This window comes from Amycolatopsis sp. cmx-11-32, assembly GCF_047608695.1.
Taxonomy (GTDB): domain Bacteria; phylum Actinomycetota; class Actinomycetes; order Mycobacteriales; family Pseudonocardiaceae; genus Amycolatopsis.
Genome location: NZ_JADNQN010000019.1, coordinates 113,996 through 131,666, shown reverse-complemented (window position 1 = coordinate 131,666; position 17,671 = coordinate 113,996). Strand labels below are relative to the sequence as shown.

The following is a 17,671-nucleotide window of genomic DNA, read 5'->3' as shown; positions in this document are numbered from 1 at the left end:
GAAGTTGCCAACAACGCGCCTACCGCAGCCTGAAGCGCTGACACCACCGGCCTCACACCGACACGGCCAGGTCCTCCAGGCGGACCGTGCTGAGCGACTGCTCCGCACGCTCCCCGCCCACCGGCTGTAGTACTAGAACAGAAACTCCAGGTTCTTATAATCATGACTACAGTGTTTGAATAGGGGCGTCGGATTTCATGAGGGCGATGACGTCATCGACACGTCAACTCAATGCCATGACGGAGACGATCGCGGTTGCGTGTCGAAACCAGAAAGCGCCCCGATCACGTCGTTCATCCCATTGGGCCGCGATCACGATCGCCACTCCGCTCGCTCAGAAATACCCGCAGCTGGAGCAGATCTTCACGCCGATCGCCGCGAAGCTCGACACCGCGGCGCTCACGGACCTGGACAAGAAGGTCAGAGTCGACGGCCAGAAGTCCGCCACGGTCGCCCGCGACTGGCTCAAGTCGGCGGGCTTCATCAGCTGAACCGTCCGCGCGGGCGGACGGGGCTTGATCAGCGGACCATGTCGCCGCGCCGGGATTCCGCTGCTGTCGCGCATCGATATACAGACGATTATCAAAGTGCGAGGTATCGGCATCAGCACGCCCTTGAAAGGCGCTGAATGATCCGGGCATGATATGGGAACAGGCCGGTGAGCTGAACAGGAATACGCGGTATTCGTAGCTGGAGACTGTGCGCGGGGGAAGACGCCGGTCGAGTGCGGAAAGCTACGCATTGCCGACCGTCCGGTTCGGCCTGTTCCAGGCATCCAGTGGCAAGCAGATCCCGAGGCGTCAGCCTGCACTATTCCTTCAAGCGAGGAGAAAGAAACATGCGATGGTTAAGAGCGGCGGTAGCGATGATCGGTGTGGTGACAGCACTTGTCGTCGCCGCGCCCACGGCGTCGGCTTCGTCGTCCGGTACTACGAACGAGCAATACTGTAATCATCAGGTCTGCATGGAGGTGAACAGCAAGAGCGGGGGCTACTACAGCGTCCGTGCGGCCTTCCGATCCAACCCGCCGTTCGGCGCTACGCACTGGGGTCACTTCCATCTCTGGGGGCCCGGCCTGGACAAGTACACCCCCTCTCAGGAACGACCTGCCTACCAGTGGACCGAGTGGTTTCTGGCCCGCGGGGTGGGCAACGTCTGCGTGGAGGGCTGGTCCCTTTTGGACGGCAACATGAGGTCGATCGGGTTGCCCTGCGGCCCGACTCACAGCTGACGACACGAAACCGTCGCCGTTGGCCAGGCCGCAGCAACGGCCAGAAATCCGTCCTTGCGGTGGACGCGGCCGAGCGGGAGAGCACCCGGTATATACCCGAGCGGTCGTAGGTTCGATCCTGCCGCGCCCACCGAAATGACGCGACAATCCGCCGGCGGATCTTCTCAACGCGGTCGAGACCGTGGACGAGATCGGCGAGAACTACACCGCGGAAGACACCCTCCGCCGCGGTGTCGGCACCACGCTCGTGGAAGCCGGGGTCGCGGCGGAGAAGGTGTTGCACGGGATGCATCACCCGGCGTCGAAACTCGTGGTCGACGTCAACCGGCCCGAGCAGATCGCCGGACTGGCCGAACAACGAGGACTTCCGGTCGGCGCGGAACGAGTTGTTCGAGGACCACTGGAGTGCGGTGCCGTCCCCTAAAAAGCTGCGGAAGAACCAGACGGTTCGTCCCGAGGTCAGCTTCCTGCTCCGGGGACGCCGACACCGAGGCCACCGGCGTCCGCGACGCGCGTTTCATGGCCATCGGAACGCTCCGGGTCGCCGCCGAGCAGGGTTACGACCGCGCCAGCCTGAACGTGGACGCGGCGAGTTCGGAGTCTTCGAGAGAGCGGGCTTCGCGCCGAAGATGCGTTAAGCGCGTTGGGCCCTCGAAACCTGACGCGGACGTGCCCCAGGCTTGAGCAAGATGCCAGGCACCGTCGACAGATGCTCGGTCGAGCACGTAACTGCCGTACCGCTCAAGCCGGTCGAGATGGTCGAAATCCTCCCTGGCGTCGCTGCCGCCGACCTGGAGGAAGTAGTCCTGACTGACAGTGGGGCTCACCACGACCGTCACCCGTCCCTTGCCCGGCAGGCTCTGGAAGGTGTGCGGCACATTCCGCGGCCCATAGACGATCCCGCCGGGGCCGACATCGTGCACCTCGGCGGTCGCCAATGAGGTGCCTCCGATCCAGTAGCGGAAGACTAGGCCGAGCACTTCGACGTCCTCGGCGTCTCCGGGTGCGGTGGGCCCGTTCTCGCGCTCGCCGACGGGCGTCGTGTCGCTGCCGGGGCGGGTTAGTAGCTGGGCGGCGCGGTCTCGATCTCGGTGCGGCACCGCGGGCACAGTATCCCGCCGGGCCCCGTTTCACGATCGCCGCACTTCGAGCACTTCTTGGCACCGGATTCCGTCTCCACACCCCGACCTTAGGCCATTAGAGTCGGCCATGTGTTCGACACGGTCCCGCCTGAAGATCTGCCGATGCGGCCATCACAGTCGACGTCGGCGGGCGAACACTGCCCGTGGGGCTGTGACCTGTCCCTGGCGGGGTCCAGGCCAACTACTCCCACTGGTATGGCACGTCGGCGTTCATCTGCACGGCGTGCCGGGACGCCGGCGGCCTGGAAGCGGGGGAGTGGATCACGATCAACCCGTCGCGCTCGGCGCAGAAGCATCCGAGTGAGGTCGACGGGCTGACGATCGCGCTCGTGGTGCTGCCGCCGGGGCCGGGCAGATCCAGCTGATCCACCAGGGCTCACGTCTGGATAACTGGCGCCCCGCTGAGCGCGCGGTCAAGAATGTCGGCGGCCTGAGGATTCGCTGTGCCGGCCACTACATAGTGCGTGCACGTGAAGTCACCGGTGGCATGACTGCCGGCATGGCTCTTGAAGTCAGGGACGCCGATCCGCCTCCGCATCGTGTACAGCGCATTACCGACGTTCTTGGGCGTGCGCCAGGTGCCCGTGTAGGGGTGGGGGAACACGAATTCATCTTCGGCGACGTCGGCTGACTTGCGCAGGTTCGAACGCTTCGACTTCACTGGGGTGCGCTGGGCTCCCAACCCGACCGGCTCAGTGATCGTCGCATTGATCCACAGGTGCTTTGGCGGGATCTTACGTGTCTCTTCGCCGGGTGTTCCGGCGAACACAGTTCGTGTGATCGGTTCGTCACTGAGGTTGACGTATTGCCATGAGAGGGCCACGGTCTCGCCAAGCCTGGTTCCTAGACCAAATAGCGCCCGGGTGATGGTAGGCAGGTCAGCGTCACGCGCCAGCTTGTCGCCGTCGATTTTGGCGAACAGCGAGGGAACCGCCTCTGCGGTGACCGCTTTTGCGGCGTTCTGTGGTCCTCCCACGATTCGACGCATCGACTTGACCGGGTTGTGGGTGGGTGAGTATGACTGCCTCCACGCCGAACTGAAGCAGGCCGCGGGTGACCTCACGAACAACGCGTCGTGTCGTCGGTGCCAGCTTCTTGGGCTTAACTTGCTTTGCCTCTCCTGTGGCTTGAGGTGCTGCTTACTCCTCAACCCAGCCTCGAACTGCTGCAGACGACTGACAGTGCACTCGGTGAACAGGAGCTGCCCAATCCCAGGAATGATGTGTGTCTTCAGCGTTACGACGTACCGGTCCACTGTGGTCGGAGCGCATTCCTCGCGAACGCGCTCAAGGAACGCAGGTATAGCCTCGATCAGGCGTGAGGATGCGGTCAGGGGCTTGCTAGGAGTGATGAGAGGCACAGGTGAGAGCAGTGAGAGCAGGTATCGATCGGCACTGGTCACGGCTGTGTCGGGGAAGGCTGTGGGGCTTGTGCCTGCGTCAGCGACGACGGTGATGGCTCGAGCTGCGTTTCAACTCGGCGAAGCAGGTGAGCAGGGTTTCGCCGGTGTGGTTGCGGTAGTTTGCCATGGCGCCATCGGTGTAGGCGAATCCCCCTGGCAAGCTTGGTCTTGGGGATCCATCGTCCATCAACGTTGCCATAGAGTCGAATTCGCCGTGGGTACCGAGTGGGAGGGGCCTGCGTGCCCTTCGTCATCTCCGTGAGCATGGATTGCCGTGCTGCCCTCGGTTTGACCTGACTGGGCTGGGCGATTGCCCTACCAGCCATGGCTCATGGTGGTGCCTGCGCTACCAGGAGTCTTCACCCTTGCGGGGTCGATCGCGGTCATCGTCATCCGTAGGTTGTGACGAGACAGATCACCACCGGTTAAGGGGAAATGATGAATGCAGGGGGCACGTGCGCCTTGGAGCTGGAATCCGTGAGCAAGGTCTACGGATCCGGTGATGGCGCGGTCACGGCTTTGAACGGGGTGACCGTAGGGGTGCGCAGGGGCACGTTCACCGCTGTGATGGGACCGTCGGGATCGGGCAAGAGCACCTTCCTGCACTGCGCGGCCGGGCTGGACCGGCCGAGTTCGGGGCGAGTGCTGCTGGGCGACACGGAACTGAGCAGGCTGAAGGAGAAAGCGCTCACTGAGCTGCGGAGGACCCGCATCGGGTTCATTTTCCAGGCCTACAACCTGCTGCCGTCGCTGAACGTTTTGCAGAACATCACGCTGCCGATGCGGCTGGCCGGGAAGAAGCCCGACCCGCAGTGGATGCGCGAGATCGTCGAGGGCGTCGGGATCGCCAAGCGGCTCGAACACCGCCCGTCGGAGCTGTCCGGCGGCCAGCAGCAGCGCGTCGCGATCGCCCGCGCGCTGATCACGAGGCCGGAGGTCGTCCTCGCCGACGAGCCGACCGGAGCGTTGGACACCCGCACGGCGCGTCAGGTCCTCGACCTGCTCCGCTCCATTGTGGACGACATGGGGCAGACCGTGTTGATGGTCACACACGATCCGGTCGCGGCGTCGGCCGCGCATGGCGTGCTGTTCCTGGCCGACGGCAAGCTGGCGGGTCACCTTCCGCAGCCCACCCCGGACCGGGTGGCCGAGCGCATGACCCACCTCGGGGAGTGGTGACGTCATGTGGGATTTGGCATGGCAGACGATCAAGACCCGCCTGAGCGGCTTCATCGGCGCGTTCATCGCGATCCTCTGCGGCACGGCGCTGGTCGCCGGCTGCGGCATCCTGATGGAGTCCGGGCTGCGGGCGGGGGTCCCGACGCAGCGGTACGCCGACGCGGCGGTCGTCGTCGGTGGACAGCAGACGGTCGACCCGCCAGGGGCGGGCCCGATGGAAAGCCAGCAGGTCGGAGAGCAGGCCTCGGTGCCGGTGGCGATCGCCGGGACGATCAAGTCGGTGCCGGGGGTCCGCGGCGTGGTGGCGGAGCAGAGCTTCCCCGCCAACGTGGTGAAGGCCGACGGCCAGGCGCTGACCGGGCCGGAGGGCGGCCAGTCACTGGGGCACAACTGGGACGCCGCCACGCTGGCCCCGTTCTCGCTGCGTGACGGCCAGGCACCCACGCGCGCCGACGAGGTGGTCCTCGACGCCGACTTGGCCGCCCGCAGCGGTGTCACCATCGGGCACCCGGTGAAGATCGCCGTCCGTTCGACGCCGGTGGACTACCGGGTCTCCGGGATCGCCGCGCCGAAGTCGGGTGACGGCCTCTCCCGCCAGTCCTCGGTCTTCTTCTCCCCGGAGAAGGCAACCGAACTCGCCGGGATACCAGGCCAGGTGCACGCGATCGGCGTACTGGCGGACCCGGGTGTCACGCCGGGCGACCTCGCCGACCGGATCAGCGACGCGGTCGGCACCGACAAGGTGACGGTGACGACCGGGGTAGAGCGCAGCACGGTCGAGTTCCTCGACGTCAGCCAGACGCGGATGCTGCTGATGGCGCTCGCGGGCTCCTTCGGTGGCTTCGCGCTCCTCATCGCGGTGTTCGTCGTGGCCAGCACGCTGGCGCTGGTCATCAACCAGCGTCGCCGGGAGTTCGCGTTGCTGCGGGCGATCGCGGCGACTCCTCAGCAGATCCGCAAACTCATCGGCGCGGAGACGATGCTGGTCGCGTCGGTCGCCGGTGTGCTGGGCAGCGGCCTCGGCGTGGCGGTGGGCTTCGGCCTGAGGAACGCCTTCGGCGCCATCGGGGTGATCCCGCCGGACTTCGAACTGGCGCTCAGTCCGATCCCGCTCGTCGCCGCACTGGTGCTCAGTCTGGGCACGGCCCGGCTGGCCGCGTGGTCGGCATCGCGACGTCCGTCGTCGATCCGCCCGGTGGAGGCGCTCGGCGAGGCCGCGGTGGAGCGGCGTGAACTCGGCCGCGTGCGCGTCATCATCGGCTGCGCGCTGGTGGTGGCCGGTCTCGGCGGCTCGATGGTCCCGATCTTCCTGCGCGGCGACGCGGGACTCGCCGCTTCGTCGGGGTCGGCGCTGATCATCGTGATCGGACTGGCCGTGGTCAGCCCCAAGGTGGTCGCGTTCATGACGCGGTTGATCGCACCGGTGCTCAACCGGACATCGCGGATCAGCGGCTACCTGGCCGCCGCGAACAACCAGGCCAACTCGCGGCGCCTGGCCGCCGCGGTGACGCCGGTGATGCTGGCGGTCTCGTTCGCGCTGACGATGTTCTACAGCCAGACCACCGCCGCGGCCGCCCGGCAGGAGGAGACCGTCGAGTCGACCACCGCGGACCACGTGCTCGCCAGCGGTACCGGCGGCCTGTCCCCGGAGGTGGCCGAGGCCGTGCGGCGGATCCCCGGCGTCGCCGTCGCGACCCCGGTCGTGCGCACCGAGGTGATGAACACGGTGCAGGAGCAGGAAAGGCTGCGCGTCGAGCGGTACGGGGCGCAGGGTCTGGACGGCAATCAGGTGCGCGGGAACCTGGACCTGGGCGTCGTGTCGGGCAAGATCACCGACCTGACCGGGAACACCGTGGCGATGAGCGAGTCGGAAGCCGACTGGTACGAAAAGAAGATCGGCGACGAGGTCGAGTTCTTCTACGCTGACGGCGCTCCGGCGAAACTGCGGCTGGTCGCCACCTACAGCCACGACCAGGCGTTCGGCCGCTACGTGCTGCCGGTCGAGTTGGCGAGGGCGCACACCGGTGACCGGAGGGACGATTCGGTGCTGGTGCGGCAGGAAACCACCGCCGACACCGCGACGGTGGCCGCCGCGCTGCGTGACCTCGCCGTCCGATATCCGGGGCTGGTCGTGACGCCGGGATCGGCGGTGGCCGCGCCCGACGGCGGCCAGCAGCAGGCTCAGTTCTACGTGAACCTGGTCGCGGTCGGCGTGATCCTCGGCTACGTCGTGATTTCGGTGGCCAACACGCTGGTGATGAGCACGGCGCAGCGTTCGCGGGAGTTCGCGCTGCTGCGGCTGATCGGCACCACGAAGCGCCAGGTCGTCCGGATGATGCGGTTCGAAGCGCTGGCGACGGTGGGGGTCGCGGCCCTGCTCGGCACGGTGGTGGCGGGGGTTCCCCTGGTACTGCTGAACCTCGGACTGCGAGGGACGCCGCTGCCGTCCGGTCCGGTCGTCGTCTTCGGCGGGGTCATCGCCGGGGCGATCCTGCTCGGCGTGGTCTCCCTCGGCCTGTCCACCCGGGTGGCGTTGCGGTCGAAGCCGATCGAAGCGATCGGTCTCCGCGAATAGACGGTTCCCCGTCGTCCGGTCAACCCTCCGCGGCAGGCCGGACGGCGGGGATCTTCCCACCGCGGAAGGCGTCCACGAACAACCGGTGATCTTCCCGTGACTGCTCGGCGTAGGCCATCCCGAACTCGGTGAGCGTGCGGACGAACTCGTCCTCGCGGTCGCCGATCACCCCGGCGATGGCCGCTTCGCTCTGGAAGTCGACCAGTGTCTGATCGGAGTCCGAATCGGACACACAGTGCATCTTCGCGGTGGCCCGGCCCAGGTAGTCGAGCACCGGACGCATCTCCGACGGCTCGGTCAGATCCGACCAGTCCAGGTCGTCGACGTAGGGTGACAACTCCGAGACGACGAACCCGGTGCCGTCGATCTCCGTGTACCCGAGCCAAGGATCCGCGTGTGCCTGCAGCGCGCGCTGCGAAACGGCGGTGCGGTGACCCTCGTTGGTGAAGTAGCCGCGGATGCTCTGCTCGGACACGATCCGGCTCGGCGCCGCGACATTCCCTTGTTTCATCGACAGGACGACGTCGTTCTCCAACGCCTGGGTACGTCCTTCGACGAGGATGTTGTACGCGGGCAGCCCGGCCGAGCCGATGCCGAATCCGGTCCTGCCGACGATGTCCTTGACCCGGTAGGTGATGCTGCCGAACCGCTTGTGCTCCGGGATGGTGTCCAAATAGGACTCGAAGGCGGCGATCGCGGTCTTGCGTTCCGCCTTCTCCAGGACCCGGACCCCCGGCCCGTGCCGGAACCTGCGGTCGTAGTCCTCCACTGTGGTCACTGCATCGAGCAGGTCGATCCGGGTCTTCAGCCGGGCCCGGAGCAGCACGTTGTGCAGGATGCCTTCGGTGCTGTCGAGCTGGAGCCGGACAAGCTCGTCGCCGGGGCGCTCGGCGTACTCGCGGACCTGCTTCACGTAGGCACGCAGATAGGTGCCGATCAGCGTCTCGATGTCGTCGTCCGAGATCGCCTTGCTCCACGCCAGCAGCGCGACACTGGCCGCCAGCCGCTTGAGATCCCAGGTGAAGCAGCCCAGATAGGCCTCGTCGAAGTCGTTGACGTCGAACACCAGTGTCCCGGACGAATCCATGTAACTGCCGAAGTTCTCGGCGTGGAGGTCGCCCTGGATCCACACCCGGCTGGTCTCGTCGTTCGCCCACGGGTCGTCCTCGTGCGCCATGTCCGCGTAGAACAAGCACGCGGAACCGCGGTAGAAGGCGAACGGCGCGGCCGCCATCTTGCGGAACTTACGGCGGAACGCGTCGGCGTCCGCGCGCATGAGGTCTTCGAAGGCCTCCACCAGCACCTCGACGATCCGCGCCTGCCGATCGTCCTCACCCTGCTCGCGGATCCATTCGACCACACCTGCCATTGCGACCTCCAGACGGCTCTCACCGTGCCACAGGTCGGCGTGCCGGGCAGCTCAGATCTTCCGGAATCGCGCGTCCAGCAGCGCGAAGGCGCCGAACGCGGCGATACCGGCCGCGAGCGCGAGCAGCATCGGGCCACCGTAGGGCTGCGCGACCAGCGTCTTCAGCGCGACGTCGAGCCCGCTCGCCTTGGCGGGGTCGAAGGTGACCGCGGCGATGACGGTCAGGACGCCGATGGTGCCGTACGCGGCGGAGAGCGCGATCCAGCCGACCTGGCCGAGGCGGATCGTCGTGGTGCGGGTCGTTCCGGAGGCACTGCCGAAGTCGAGTTCCCGCACGAACGTCTTCCGGAACCCGCGCTGGGCGAGGAACACCGCCACCGCCACGACGGCGATCCCGACGACGGTCACCAGAACCTGGCCGTAGGACTGCGCGAGGATGTCGGCGACCAGCGAGCCTTGCCCGTCGTCGGCGCCCGCGATGGCGACCTTCACCGCGCTGTAGGAGACGAGGCCGTACAGCACGACCTCGATCCCGCTGACGATCCGGCGGACCGTCCGCCGCCGCGCCTTCACCTGCCGGTGCCCGGTGACCGCCTCGCTGAGCTGCCACAACGCCAGTACGGCGAGACCGGCCGCGATCAGCCACAGTAGCCACGCGCCGCCTTCCGCGACCACCACCTGCAAGGCGCCCGCCTTGTCCGCCTTGGCCTTGTCGCCGAGCGCGACCTGCGCCGCGAGCCACGCGACGAGCAGGTGCACGACCGCGTAACAGACGAGCCCGCCTCGGGCGATCAGGTCGAACGTCTTGCTGTCGCGCATCGGGTGATCCTTGTCGAGCGCGCGCCTGTTGACCAGGGCCGGCCGGAGCAATGTGTCCGATCTGTCAAGTTTCGTGATCAAGCCGCACTTGATCTCCACCTAAGTGGAGGGTGAATCCTGATGTGACCGACTTGAAGGAGTGACCATGAGTGAGGACAAGGGTTTCTACTCGATCATCGAGTACGCGGTCGACGGACCCGAGACCCAGACGGCGTTGGTGGAGGCTTTCGCCGAAATCCAGGACCGCTGGGTCCGGTTCTACCCGGGCTACGTCTCGGCGCGTTTCCACGCGAGCATCGACGGGACACGGGTCTTCAACCTCGTCAGCTGGGCGAGCGAGGCGGACTACCGGCATTTCGAGGAGACGTCGGACACCGCAGGCCGTCTTGAAGCCATCCAGGCGGCGCTCGACGGCCTTCCAGGAGAGGTGGAGTCACGGGTGAGCGCGAACCCGCGCTATCGCGTCGTCCGCGAGACGGGCCCGGGCCCGCGGGTAGGTGGCTGATCGCGTCGCCGGGAGGGCCGAAAGTCCCGGTCCGCCGGTCCGGGCACGACCACCCCGCGTCGCCCGGTCGGCTCCGTCCGCCGGATCCCGCGATAGCGAGCACGGATCCCGAAGGCCGCGAGCAGTCCGAGGACGGCGAGCCCGAACGGCCGGAGCGTGACCGTCCACGGCCACGCGGCGCCGCCGAGCGCCAGGTGTCCGGTCTGGTACTCCAGGGTTCTGGCCGTCCATCGCGTGGTCGCGGTGTCCGTGGTGCGCACCAGGTCTTGGAGCACGGCGTCGAACGGGAAGCCCGGCCCGGTGTGCAGGTACACGGGTGAGTATCCTTCGGCGGCGTGCGTCGCGGCCGCGTCGGCGCCCGGCACGATCAACCGGTCGACGTCGTCCTCGGCAGGCGTGCCCCTCGGGGCGAAAGTCAGCCCGTGCCGGGACCGGATCGGCGCGCCGTCCAGGCCGACGGCCGTTGTTTCGACCGCCAGCGATTGGCCGTAGGTGTCGAACACCGCGGCGAGTTCCAGCTCACGGATCCCGGTGGTCAGCAGGACGCCCAGCATCGGCTTGTCCCACCGGAAGGCGGTGTTGAACCCGACGACGGTGTCCGCGGCCTCGAAGGTGTGCTGCGCCATCGGCGTGCTTGCGCCGGGGGAGTAGTGCGTCCACCCGACGGCCTCGGCCGCCTTCCGTGCGGTTTCGGTGCCGGCGAGCCGCTCGGTGACCCGGAGCGCCCCGTCGATCCCGGACAGGATCCCGGCCGTGGTCACGATGGTGCCGTCGTCGACATAGCGCGTGCCGCGGATCCAGTCCACGGCGGGGAACTCGTCGTCGAAGCCGCCGATACGCGACCAGTGCGCGGTGGCTTGCCGCCCATCGAGAAGCCCGGCCGAGGCGAGGACACCCGAACCGTTGCAGACACTCACGAGCAGCGCGCCCTTCGACGACTGCTGCCGGAGCCAGTCGGTCACCGGTCGCGTGGTCGGCTCGCCGAGATCCGGCAAGGCGGGCACCACCACGACGTCCGGGGCGGCGGACGAGAGCAGCCTGTCGAGGTCGGCGAAGCCGAGGTCGGGGATCAGGTCGAGTCCGCCGGTCAGGGTGACCGGCCTGGCCTCGGGTGCGACGGTGTAGACGTTGAACGCGCCGCTCGTCGCCAGGACTTCGAACGGGGCCAAGGTATCGGAGACGACGGCGCCCTCGTTTCCCACGACGACCACCGCGGTCGGCTTGGCGGAATCGTGCGCCCGGCGCACCGGCTGTGGCGAGATCCCGTCGGTTCTCGGTGTGTAGCGGTTCTCGAAGCTGGCGCTGAGCGTGATCCCGCCCAGGGTGAGCGGCAGGGCTAGTGCGGCGACGGTGAACGCCAGCACGGTCAGCGTGACGCGGAGGAAGGCGCGCATGGTCAGGCCCCGTACTCGACGCGGCGGCGGAGCATGGCGGCGAGCATCGCGGGCACCATCAGCACGTGCCCGGCCGTCATCACCGTCGGTCCGGAGACCAGTCCGGTCCAGAAGAACGGCAGGACGAGAACGTAGGGCAAGTACATCGCGGCCGACATCTCCGCGATCGAAACCCAGCCGTGGCGCCGGATCCGCATCCACAACGCCATGCCGAGCGACATGTTTGTCGCCATCACCAGCGCGCTCGCGGTCACGTTCTTCGCCAGGTCCGGCCACAGGAACGACCAGACCGGTTCGAGGACGAGCATCCCGGCCACCATCGCGAGGAGCATTTCCACGGCGTGCCGGATGAAGTGCAGGACGGCCCGGTTACGGGTCTTCGGTTCGATCGTGTGATTCATTTTCGGCTCCCTCGATCGGTTCGATGGGAGCAATGTTCGGCCGCGGCAAGGCATGTCGGCAGGTGCCGGAAGTCATGGACGGGGTCATGTGACCCGTCAGAAGAGGCCGAGTTCTCTCGCGCGCAAGGCCGCCTGGGTCCGGTCCCGCACCTGGAGCTTGGCCAGCACGCTCGTCACGAGGTTCTTCACCGTGCCCTCGGCGAGGAACAGCGTTTTGGCGATCTCCCGGTTGCTGTGGCCGTCCGCCAGGAGCCGGACCACTTCCAGTTCACGGTCGGACAGCGGCGTCGTCAGCGGCTGGGCGCGCGGTGTCTCGGCAGGCAACCGCGCCACCCTGGCGACGAGCTTCGCCGCCACCGACGGTTGCAGGACCGACTCACCTCGCTTGGCCGCGACCAGCGCCTCCACCAGCCGGGTCGACGAGACGTCCTTGAGCAGATAGCCGACGGCCCCCGCCCGCAGCGCGGCAAAGACGTCCGCGTCGTCGTCGAAAGTGGTCAGCGCCAGCACGCGTACGCCAGGTTGCTCGGCCCGCAACCGGGTGGTGGCCGCGATCCCGTCCAGCACCGGCATGCGCAGATCCATCAGCGCGACGTCAGGACGGAGTTCGGCACAAAGCCGCACGGCCTGCTCCCCGTCACCCGCCTCACCGACGACCTCGATCTCCGGCTGGACTTCCAGCAAGGTCGCCAGTGCTTCGCGGAACAACGCCTGGTCGTCGACGATCAGGACGCGAACGCTCATCCCGGCACCTCCACGGTGAGCGTCAGGCCGTTCCCCGCGTCGGAGCCGACAGAGACTTGCCCGCCGAGCCCGGCCACCCGCTCCCGCAGCCCGACGAGCCCGAAGCCCTTGTCCGACGGGCAATCTGCGGCGAGCCCGAGGCCGTCGTCACGGACTTCGAGCCGGACACGATCGGTGACGGCGTAGTCGAGCACCACGGTCGCCGCGTTGGCCCGCGCGTGCTTGCGTACGTTGGTCAGTCCTTCCTGGGCCGCCCGGAACAGCGACTCCTCCACCTCGGCGCGGGTCTCCCTCGCCGTCCCCTTGATCTCGAACCCGGTCGGCACGCCCACCGCGGACGCCTCGTCCGCGAGCACCCGCAACGCGTCCGCGAGTGGCTTGGAGCGCGGCTCCCGTAATGCCGAGACTGAGCGGCGGACCTCCGCCAGCGCCTCCCGAGACTGGTCCTGCGCCTTGGCGAGCATCCCGTCGACCCGCTCCGTGCCGGCGGTACCGATCACCGCGCGGGCGGCCTGCAACATCATCTGCACGACCGTCAGATGATGGCCGAGTCCGTCGTGGATGTCGCGCGCGAGCCGGTTGCGCTCCTGGGTCGTCGCGAGTTGTTCGGCCTGGGCGGCGTAGTCACGAAGCCGTTCGTGCGCCTCGGCCAGTTCCTCCCGCGCCCGCTTCTCCCGGACGACCAACTCGGTCACGACGGCGGCGAACACCATGACCGCGAGCGTCCCGAGCCCTTCGCGGAGCCCGTCCAACGGCGACATCGGCAGGTGGATCAACGGAATCAGCACCGCGACCCCGAACGCCACGGGCAGTGGCAGCGACAACACGGTGTGGCAGACGAGGACCACGAGAAGCAGGACCGATCCGACAGCGGCACCCGAGAGCGAGAACAGGGTGAAGCCGAGCGGTAACTGAACACAGACATACGCGATCGCGAGGGCGCGTCCGCGTTTCTGGACCCAGGGGAAGCCGACGATCGCGATCGCCGCGTAGACCAGCCCGACGACGAGCGTCGGCAGCACGAGCGTCTCGTACTTGGCCGAGCCGAGGGGCAACGTCACATACGCGACGAGGGTCAGCACGGCCAGGGCCCGGTTCACGGACACACAATAAACGCAATTAGTCCTCTAGTTGCGGTACTTCGTACCCGGAACTACCGCAACTAGAGGACGAAACGCGGAGTCAGGCGATCGTGCTGTTCCGGATCTCCAGCGAGAAGGGGGTCTGGACGTCTTCGGGTTCGAGGTCACTCCCGCCCGCGATGCGGCGCCTTAGCAGATCGACCGCCGCCCGCGCGATCGCCGCCTTGTCCGGGGCGATCGTCGTCAGCGAGGGCAGGCTGTACGCGCTCTCTTCGTTGTTGTCGAAGCCCACGATCGCCATGTCGGACGGCACCTGGACGCCCCGCTCGGCGGCGGCGCGCAGTGCACCGATGGCGAGGAGGTCGTTGAAGCAGAAGACCGCGTCCGGCGGTTCCGGCAGCGCGAGCAGATGCGCCATCGCCTCGGCCCCGTTCGCGCGGTGGTAGCGCAGCGCGGGCAGGACCAGTTCCGGCGTGGACGCGACGCCGGCCTCCTCGAGCGCGAGGTGGTAACCCTCCAGCCGTTGCGCGGCGGTGTGGCGCTGCGGATGCGCGCCGATCGCGGCGATCCGGCGACGGCCGAGGGAGAGCAGATGCCGCACCGCGATCCGGGCGGCCTGGACGTTGTCGATGCCGACGTGGTCTATCGGGACGTCCACGACGTGCTCGCCGAGCATCACCAGCGGCACGCCTGGCGCCAGATCGCCGAAATCTTCGGTGTGCAACGCTTCCGGGCTGATGATCGCCCCGTCGATCAGATGCGGGCCCAGCGCGGACAACGCGTTGCGCTCCCGATCCCTGGTGCCGAGGGTCTGTTCGATGAGGACGTTCCACTCGTGCTCCTGCGCCGCTTGCAGCACCAGGCCCGCGAGCTCACCGAAGTACGGGATGCTCAGTTCGGGCAGCATCAGCCCGAGGAACCCGGTGCGGCCACGGCGAAGGTTGCGGGCACCGAGATTGGGCCGGTAGCCGGTCGACGCCAGTGCCTCCTCGACCCGCCTGCGGTTCTCCGGCTTCACGAAGTCGTAGCCGTTGACCACGTTCGACACGGTCTTGACCGAGACGCCCGCAAGCCTGGCGACGTCCTTGAGCGTGGCCACCCTCGCTCCCCTCTGAGAGATCCGGCACAGATCCGGCACAGCCTAACCGCGCGAACGGCGGATTTACAACGTTGTACCAACGATGTAAATCTGGCATCGTCCCTGTGAGTGACATGGGTCACCGCAGGCCCGTGTGCTCGACTTCCCCGAGGAGCGATCGATGTCCCTGCCCATCCGCCGCACCCTGGTCCTGGTGACCGGCCTCGCGCTCGCGCTGACGGCCTGCACCAGCCGCGAAACCCAGCAAGCCGCCCCGTCGGGGGCGGGACCGGCCGCTTCGGCGGCGCCGAGCCGGGCCGCGACCGGGCCGGGATGCGCCCGCGAGAAGACCGGATACCCGCAGGTGGACGTGAAGAACGCGGTCATCGGCTTCTCCCAGTCGGAGAAGGAGGCGAACCCGTTCCGGATCGCCGAGACACAGTCCATCAAGGACGAAGCGGCGAAACTCGGTGTCCCGGCGGACAAACTCCTGGTCACCAACGCGCAGAGCGATCTCAACAAGCAGGTCAGCGACATCAAATCGCTGCTGGACCGGGGCGCGCAGCTGCTCATCGTGGCGCCGCTGAACTCCGACGGCCTGCAGCCGGCACTCGACGCGGCGAAGGCCAAGAAGGTCCCGGTCATCACGATCGACCGCAAGGTGACTTCGCAGCCGTGCTCCGACTACCTGACCTTCATCGGGTCGAACTTCGTCGAGCAGGGCAAGCGCGCGGCACAGGAGATGGTGAACGCGACCGGCGGCACCGGCAAGGTCGCGATCCTGCTCGGCGCTTCGGGCAACAACGTGACCACCGACCGCACCAAGGGTTTCAAGGACGAGATCGCCTCGACGCCGGGTGTCTCGATCGTCGCCGAGCAGACCGGTGAGTTCGACCGGTCCAAGGGCCAGGGGGTCATGGAGCAGCTGATCCAGAGCAACCCCGAGATCACCGCCGTCTACGCCGAGAACGACGAGATGGGCATCGGCGCGGTCACCGCGCTCAAGGCCGCGGGCAAGACACCGGGCAAGGACGTCAAGATCGTCTCGATCGACGGTACCCGCAACGCCGTCCAGCTGATCGCCGACGGCAGCTACAACGCGGTCATCGAGTCCAACCCGCGCTTCGGCCCGCTCGCGTTCTCCACGCTGCAGGACTTCGCCGCAGGCAAGGAGATCCCGCCGACCGTGGTGATCTCCGACGACCAGTACGACTCGGCGAACGCGGCGCAGAAGCTCGGGAACGCGTACTGAAGATGGAACCGGTCCTCGAGGTCGAAGGCGTGACGAAGACGTTCGCCGGGGTACGCGCGCTGGACGACGTGTCGTTCGCGCTCCGGCCGGGTGAGGTGCACGCGCTGGTCGGCGAGAACGGCGCCGGCAAGTCGACGCTGATCAAGGTGCTCACCGGCGTGCACCGGCCGGACTCCGGCACGATCCGCGCGCGGGGCGCGATCTCCACGATCTACCAGGAGGTCAACCTCATCCCGCTGATGAGCGTGGCGAGCAACGTGTACCTCGGCCGCGAGCCGAGGAAGCGGTTCGGGCTCGTCGACCGGGCGCGGATGAACTCCGACGCGGCGGCGCTGCTGGCGGACTATCGCATCGACGCCGACGTCCGCCGTCCACTCGGGACACTCGGCGTCGGCGCCCAGCAGATGGTCGCGCTGGCGCGGGCGGTGTCGGTCGACGCCGACGTCGTGATCATGGACGAGCCGACGTCCTCTTTGGAACCGCGTGAGGTCGAGACGCTGTTCGAGGTCATCGGCAAACTGCACGAACGCGGGATCGCGATCGTGTACGTCAGTCACCGGATGGACGAGCTGTACCGGATCTGCGAGCGCGTCACGGTGCTGCGGGACAGCAAGCGTGTCCACACCGGACCGCTCGCCGACCTGCCGCGGCTCGAACTCGTGTCGATGATGTTGGGCCGCAGTGTGGGCGACATCCGCAGCCACGGTGCGACAGCCTTCGAGGGCGGCCACGAGTCAGGCCGGGAACCGGTGCTGCGTGCGGAGAACCTCACCAGCGGCAATCGGCTCGCGGATGTCTCGGTGTCGATCAAACCCGGCGAGATCGTGGGGCTCGCCGGGTTGCTCGGCTCCGGCAGGACCGAGACCGCGCGGGCGATCGTCGGCGACCTGCCCCTTTCCGGCGGCACCGTGCTCGTCGGCGGAAAGCCGGTCCCGCGAGGGAATGTGGCGGCCGCGATGCGCGCGGGTGTCAGCATGCTCGCCGAAGACCGCAAGACCGAGGGGATCATTCCCCATCTTTCGGTGCGGGAGAACATCGTGCTCGCCGCGTTGCCGAGGCTGTCCCGCTTCGGATTGGTCAGCCGTGGCCGGCAGGACCGGATCGTCGACACGTTCGTGAAACGCTTGCGCATCAAGGTGTCCAGCCCCGATCAGAAGGTTTCCGAACTCTCCGGTGGCAGTCAGCAGAAGGTGCTGCTGGCCCGCTGGCTGTGCACCGAACCCAAGGTGCTGCTGCTCGACGAGCCGACGCGAGGGATCGACGTCGGCGCGAAGGCGGAGGTCCAGGCGCTCATCGACGAACTCGCCCGCGACGGGCTGGCCGTCCTGTTGATCTCGTCGGAGATGGAAGAACTCCTCGACGGCGCAGATCGGCTGGTCGTGCTCAAGGACGGCGCGGTGGTCGGGGAACTGGCGGGGGAGCAGCTGACCCAGGACCATGTGCTGGCCGCGATCGCTTCGGGCGGGGACACGGAATGACCAGCACCCAGCAGAGAGCA

Annotated in this window: 16 protein-coding genes and 1 pseudogene; 7 read left to right on the top strand and 10 right to left on the bottom strand. The window is 67.6% G+C overall.

Annotated features, from left to right (window positions below; genetic code table 11):
* Window positions 1-236 precede the first annotated feature (236 nt).
* Complete coding sequence (locus ACM6LR_RS36935; RefSeq protein WP_414945448.1) at window positions 237-491, top strand: glycine betaine ABC transporter substrate-binding protein; 255 nt, start codon at window positions 237-239, stop codon at window positions 489-491.
* Window positions 492-1,412: 921 nt separating this feature from the next.
* On the top strand, window positions 1,413-1,655 hold the full coding sequence (locus ACM6LR_RS36930) for a hypothetical protein (RefSeq protein WP_414942423.1): 243 nt from the start codon (window positions 1,413-1,415) through the stop codon (window positions 1,653-1,655).
* A gap of 133 nt (window positions 1,656-1,788) precedes the next feature.
* Here ACM6LR_RS36930 and ACM6LR_RS36925 read toward each other — a convergent pair whose 3' ends face one another.
* The 3 genes from ACM6LR_RS36925 to ACM6LR_RS36915 all read right to left on the bottom strand — a co-directional run bounded on the left by ACM6LR_RS36925 (window position 1,789) and on the right by ACM6LR_RS36915 (window position 3,361).
* Window positions 1,789-2,331, bottom strand: a complete 543-nt coding sequence (locus ACM6LR_RS36925; protein WP_414942422.1) for a hypothetical protein — start codon at window positions 2,329-2,331, stop codon at window positions 1,789-1,791.
* Between the two features lie 223 nt (window positions 2,332-2,554).
* The gene (locus tag ACM6LR_RS36920) at window positions 2,555-2,743 is read right to left on the bottom strand and encodes a hypothetical protein (protein WP_414942421.1); all 189 of its coding nucleotides are present in this window, start codon (window positions 2,741-2,743) and stop codon (window positions 2,555-2,557) included.
* A 6-nt stretch (window positions 2,744-2,749) separates the two neighbouring features.
* On the bottom strand, window positions 2,750-3,361 hold the full coding sequence (locus ACM6LR_RS36915) for a hypothetical protein (protein WP_414942420.1): 612 nt from the start codon (window positions 3,359-3,361) through the stop codon (window positions 2,750-2,752).
* A gap of 852 nt (window positions 3,362-4,213) precedes the next feature.
* On the opposite strand from ACM6LR_RS36915, the gene ACM6LR_RS36910 reads away from it, so the two are divergent.
* Window positions 4,214-4,954: an ABC transporter ATP-binding protein gene (locus tag ACM6LR_RS36910; protein ID WP_414942419.1), complete on the top strand. Its 741-nt coding sequence runs from the start codon at window positions 4,214-4,216 to the stop codon at window positions 4,952-4,954.
* A gap of 4 nt (window positions 4,955-4,958) precedes the next feature.
* Window positions 4,959-7,529, top strand: coding sequence for an FtsX-like permease family protein (locus ACM6LR_RS36905; protein WP_414942418.1), 2,571 nt, complete (start codon window positions 4,959-4,961; stop codon window positions 7,527-7,529).
* A gap of 19 nt (window positions 7,530-7,548) precedes the next feature.
* Here ACM6LR_RS36905 and ACM6LR_RS36900 read toward each other — a convergent pair whose 3' ends face one another.
* Window positions 7,549-8,898: a DUF2252 domain-containing protein gene (locus ACM6LR_RS36900; RefSeq protein WP_414942417.1), complete on the bottom strand. Its 1,350-nt coding sequence runs from the start codon at window positions 8,896-8,898 to the stop codon at window positions 7,549-7,551.
* A gap of 51 nt (window positions 8,899-8,949) precedes the next feature.
* Window positions 8,950-9,717, bottom strand: coding sequence for a DUF1206 domain-containing protein (locus tag ACM6LR_RS36895; protein ID WP_414942416.1), 768 nt, complete (start codon window positions 9,715-9,717; stop codon window positions 8,950-8,952).
* Between the two features lie 145 nt (window positions 9,718-9,862).
* Between ACM6LR_RS36895 and ACM6LR_RS36890 the strand changes: the two genes are divergently transcribed.
* On the top strand, window positions 9,863-10,222 hold the full coding sequence (locus tag ACM6LR_RS36890; RefSeq protein ID WP_414942415.1) for an antibiotic biosynthesis monooxygenase: 360 nt from the start codon (window positions 9,863-9,865) through the stop codon (window positions 10,220-10,222).
* Window positions 10,223-10,260: 38 nt separating this feature from the next.
* Here ACM6LR_RS36890 and ACM6LR_RS36885 read toward each other — a convergent pair.
* The 5 genes and pseudogenes from ACM6LR_RS36885 to ACM6LR_RS36865 form a co-directional block, all read right to left on the bottom strand.
* Window positions 10,261-11,616: pseudogene (locus ACM6LR_RS36885) on the bottom strand (DJ-1/PfpI family protein); the annotation flags it as partial.
* Window positions 11,617-11,618: 2 nt separating this feature from the next.
* A complete protein-coding gene (locus ACM6LR_RS36880) occupies window positions 11,619-12,017 on the bottom strand; it encodes a hypothetical protein (protein WP_414942414.1) in 399 nt (132 codons plus the stop codon).
* A 96-nt stretch (window positions 12,018-12,113) separates the two neighbouring features.
* Entirely contained in the window at window positions 12,114-12,761 is a 648-nt protein-coding gene (locus tag ACM6LR_RS36875) for a response regulator (RefSeq protein WP_414942413.1), read from the bottom strand.
* Window positions 12,758-13,861 carry a sensor histidine kinase gene (locus tag ACM6LR_RS36870; protein ID WP_414942412.1) on the bottom strand — a complete coding sequence of 368 codons (1,104 nt, stop codon included), beginning with the start codon at window positions 13,859-13,861 and terminating at the stop codon, window positions 12,758-12,760. The genes ACM6LR_RS36875 and ACM6LR_RS36870 overlap by 4 nt, the downstream gene beginning before the upstream one ends.
* Window positions 13,862-13,943: 82 nt before the next feature.
* On the bottom strand, window positions 13,944-14,942 hold the full coding sequence (locus tag ACM6LR_RS36865; RefSeq protein ID WP_414942411.1) for a LacI family DNA-binding transcriptional regulator: 999 nt from the start codon (window positions 14,940-14,942) through the stop codon (window positions 13,944-13,946).
* 160 nt (window positions 14,943-15,102) lie between these two features.
* Between ACM6LR_RS36865 and ACM6LR_RS36860 the strand changes: the two genes are divergently transcribed.
* The gene (locus ACM6LR_RS36860; RefSeq protein ID WP_414942410.1) at window positions 15,103-16,173 is read left to right on the top strand and encodes an ABC transporter substrate-binding protein; all 1,071 of its coding nucleotides are present in this window, start codon (window positions 15,103-15,105) and stop codon (window positions 16,171-16,173) included.
* A 2-nt stretch (window positions 16,174-16,175) separates the two neighbouring features.
* The gene (locus tag ACM6LR_RS36855) at window positions 16,176-17,651 is read left to right on the top strand and encodes a sugar ABC transporter ATP-binding protein (RefSeq protein ID WP_414942409.1); all 1,476 of its coding nucleotides are present in this window, start codon (window positions 16,176-16,178) and stop codon (window positions 17,649-17,651) included.
* Window positions 17,652-17,671: the final 20 nt, after the last annotated feature.

What these genes read in the sequence shown, in the direction of transcription:
- ACM6LR_RS36935 (WP_414945448.1), top strand. Translation starts at nt 237, where the DNA reads ATGACGGAGACGATCGCGGTTGCGTGTCGAAACCAGAAAGCGCCCCGA.
- ACM6LR_RS36915 (WP_414942420.1), bottom strand. Translation starts at nt 3,361, where the DNA reads ATGCGTCGAATCGTGGGAGGACCACAGAACGCCGCAAAAGCGGTCACC.
- ACM6LR_RS36910 (WP_414942419.1), top strand. Translation starts at nt 4,214, where the DNA reads ATGAATGCAGGGGGCACGTGCGCCTTGGAGCTGGAATCCGTGAGCAAG.
- ACM6LR_RS36905 (WP_414942418.1), top strand. Translation starts at nt 4,959, where the DNA reads ATGTGGGATTTGGCATGGCAGACGATCAAGACCCGCCTGAGCGGCTTC.
- ACM6LR_RS36900 (WP_414942417.1), bottom strand. Translation starts at nt 8,898, where the DNA reads ATGGCAGGTGTGGTCGAATGGATCCGCGAGCAGGGTGAGGACGATCGG.
- ACM6LR_RS36895 (WP_414942416.1), bottom strand. Translation starts at nt 9,717, where the DNA reads ATGCGCGACAGCAAGACGTTCGACCTGATCGCCCGAGGCGGGCTCGTC.
- ACM6LR_RS36890 (WP_414942415.1), top strand. Translation starts at nt 9,863, where the DNA reads ATGAGTGAGGACAAGGGTTTCTACTCGATCATCGAGTACGCGGTCGAC.
- ACM6LR_RS36880 (WP_414942414.1), bottom strand. Translation starts at nt 12,017, where the DNA reads ATGAATCACACGATCGAACCGAAGACCCGTAACCGGGCCGTCCTGCAC.
- ACM6LR_RS36875 (WP_414942413.1), bottom strand. Translation starts at nt 12,761, where the DNA reads ATGAGCGTTCGCGTCCTGATCGTCGACGACCAGGCGTTGTTCCGCGAA.
- ACM6LR_RS36860 (WP_414942410.1), top strand. Translation starts at nt 15,103, where the DNA reads ATGTCCCTGCCCATCCGCCGCACCCTGGTCCTGGTGACCGGCCTCGCG.
- ACM6LR_RS36855 (WP_414942409.1), top strand. Translation starts at nt 16,176, where the DNA reads ATGGAACCGGTCCTCGAGGTCGAAGGCGTGACGAAGACGTTCGCCGGG.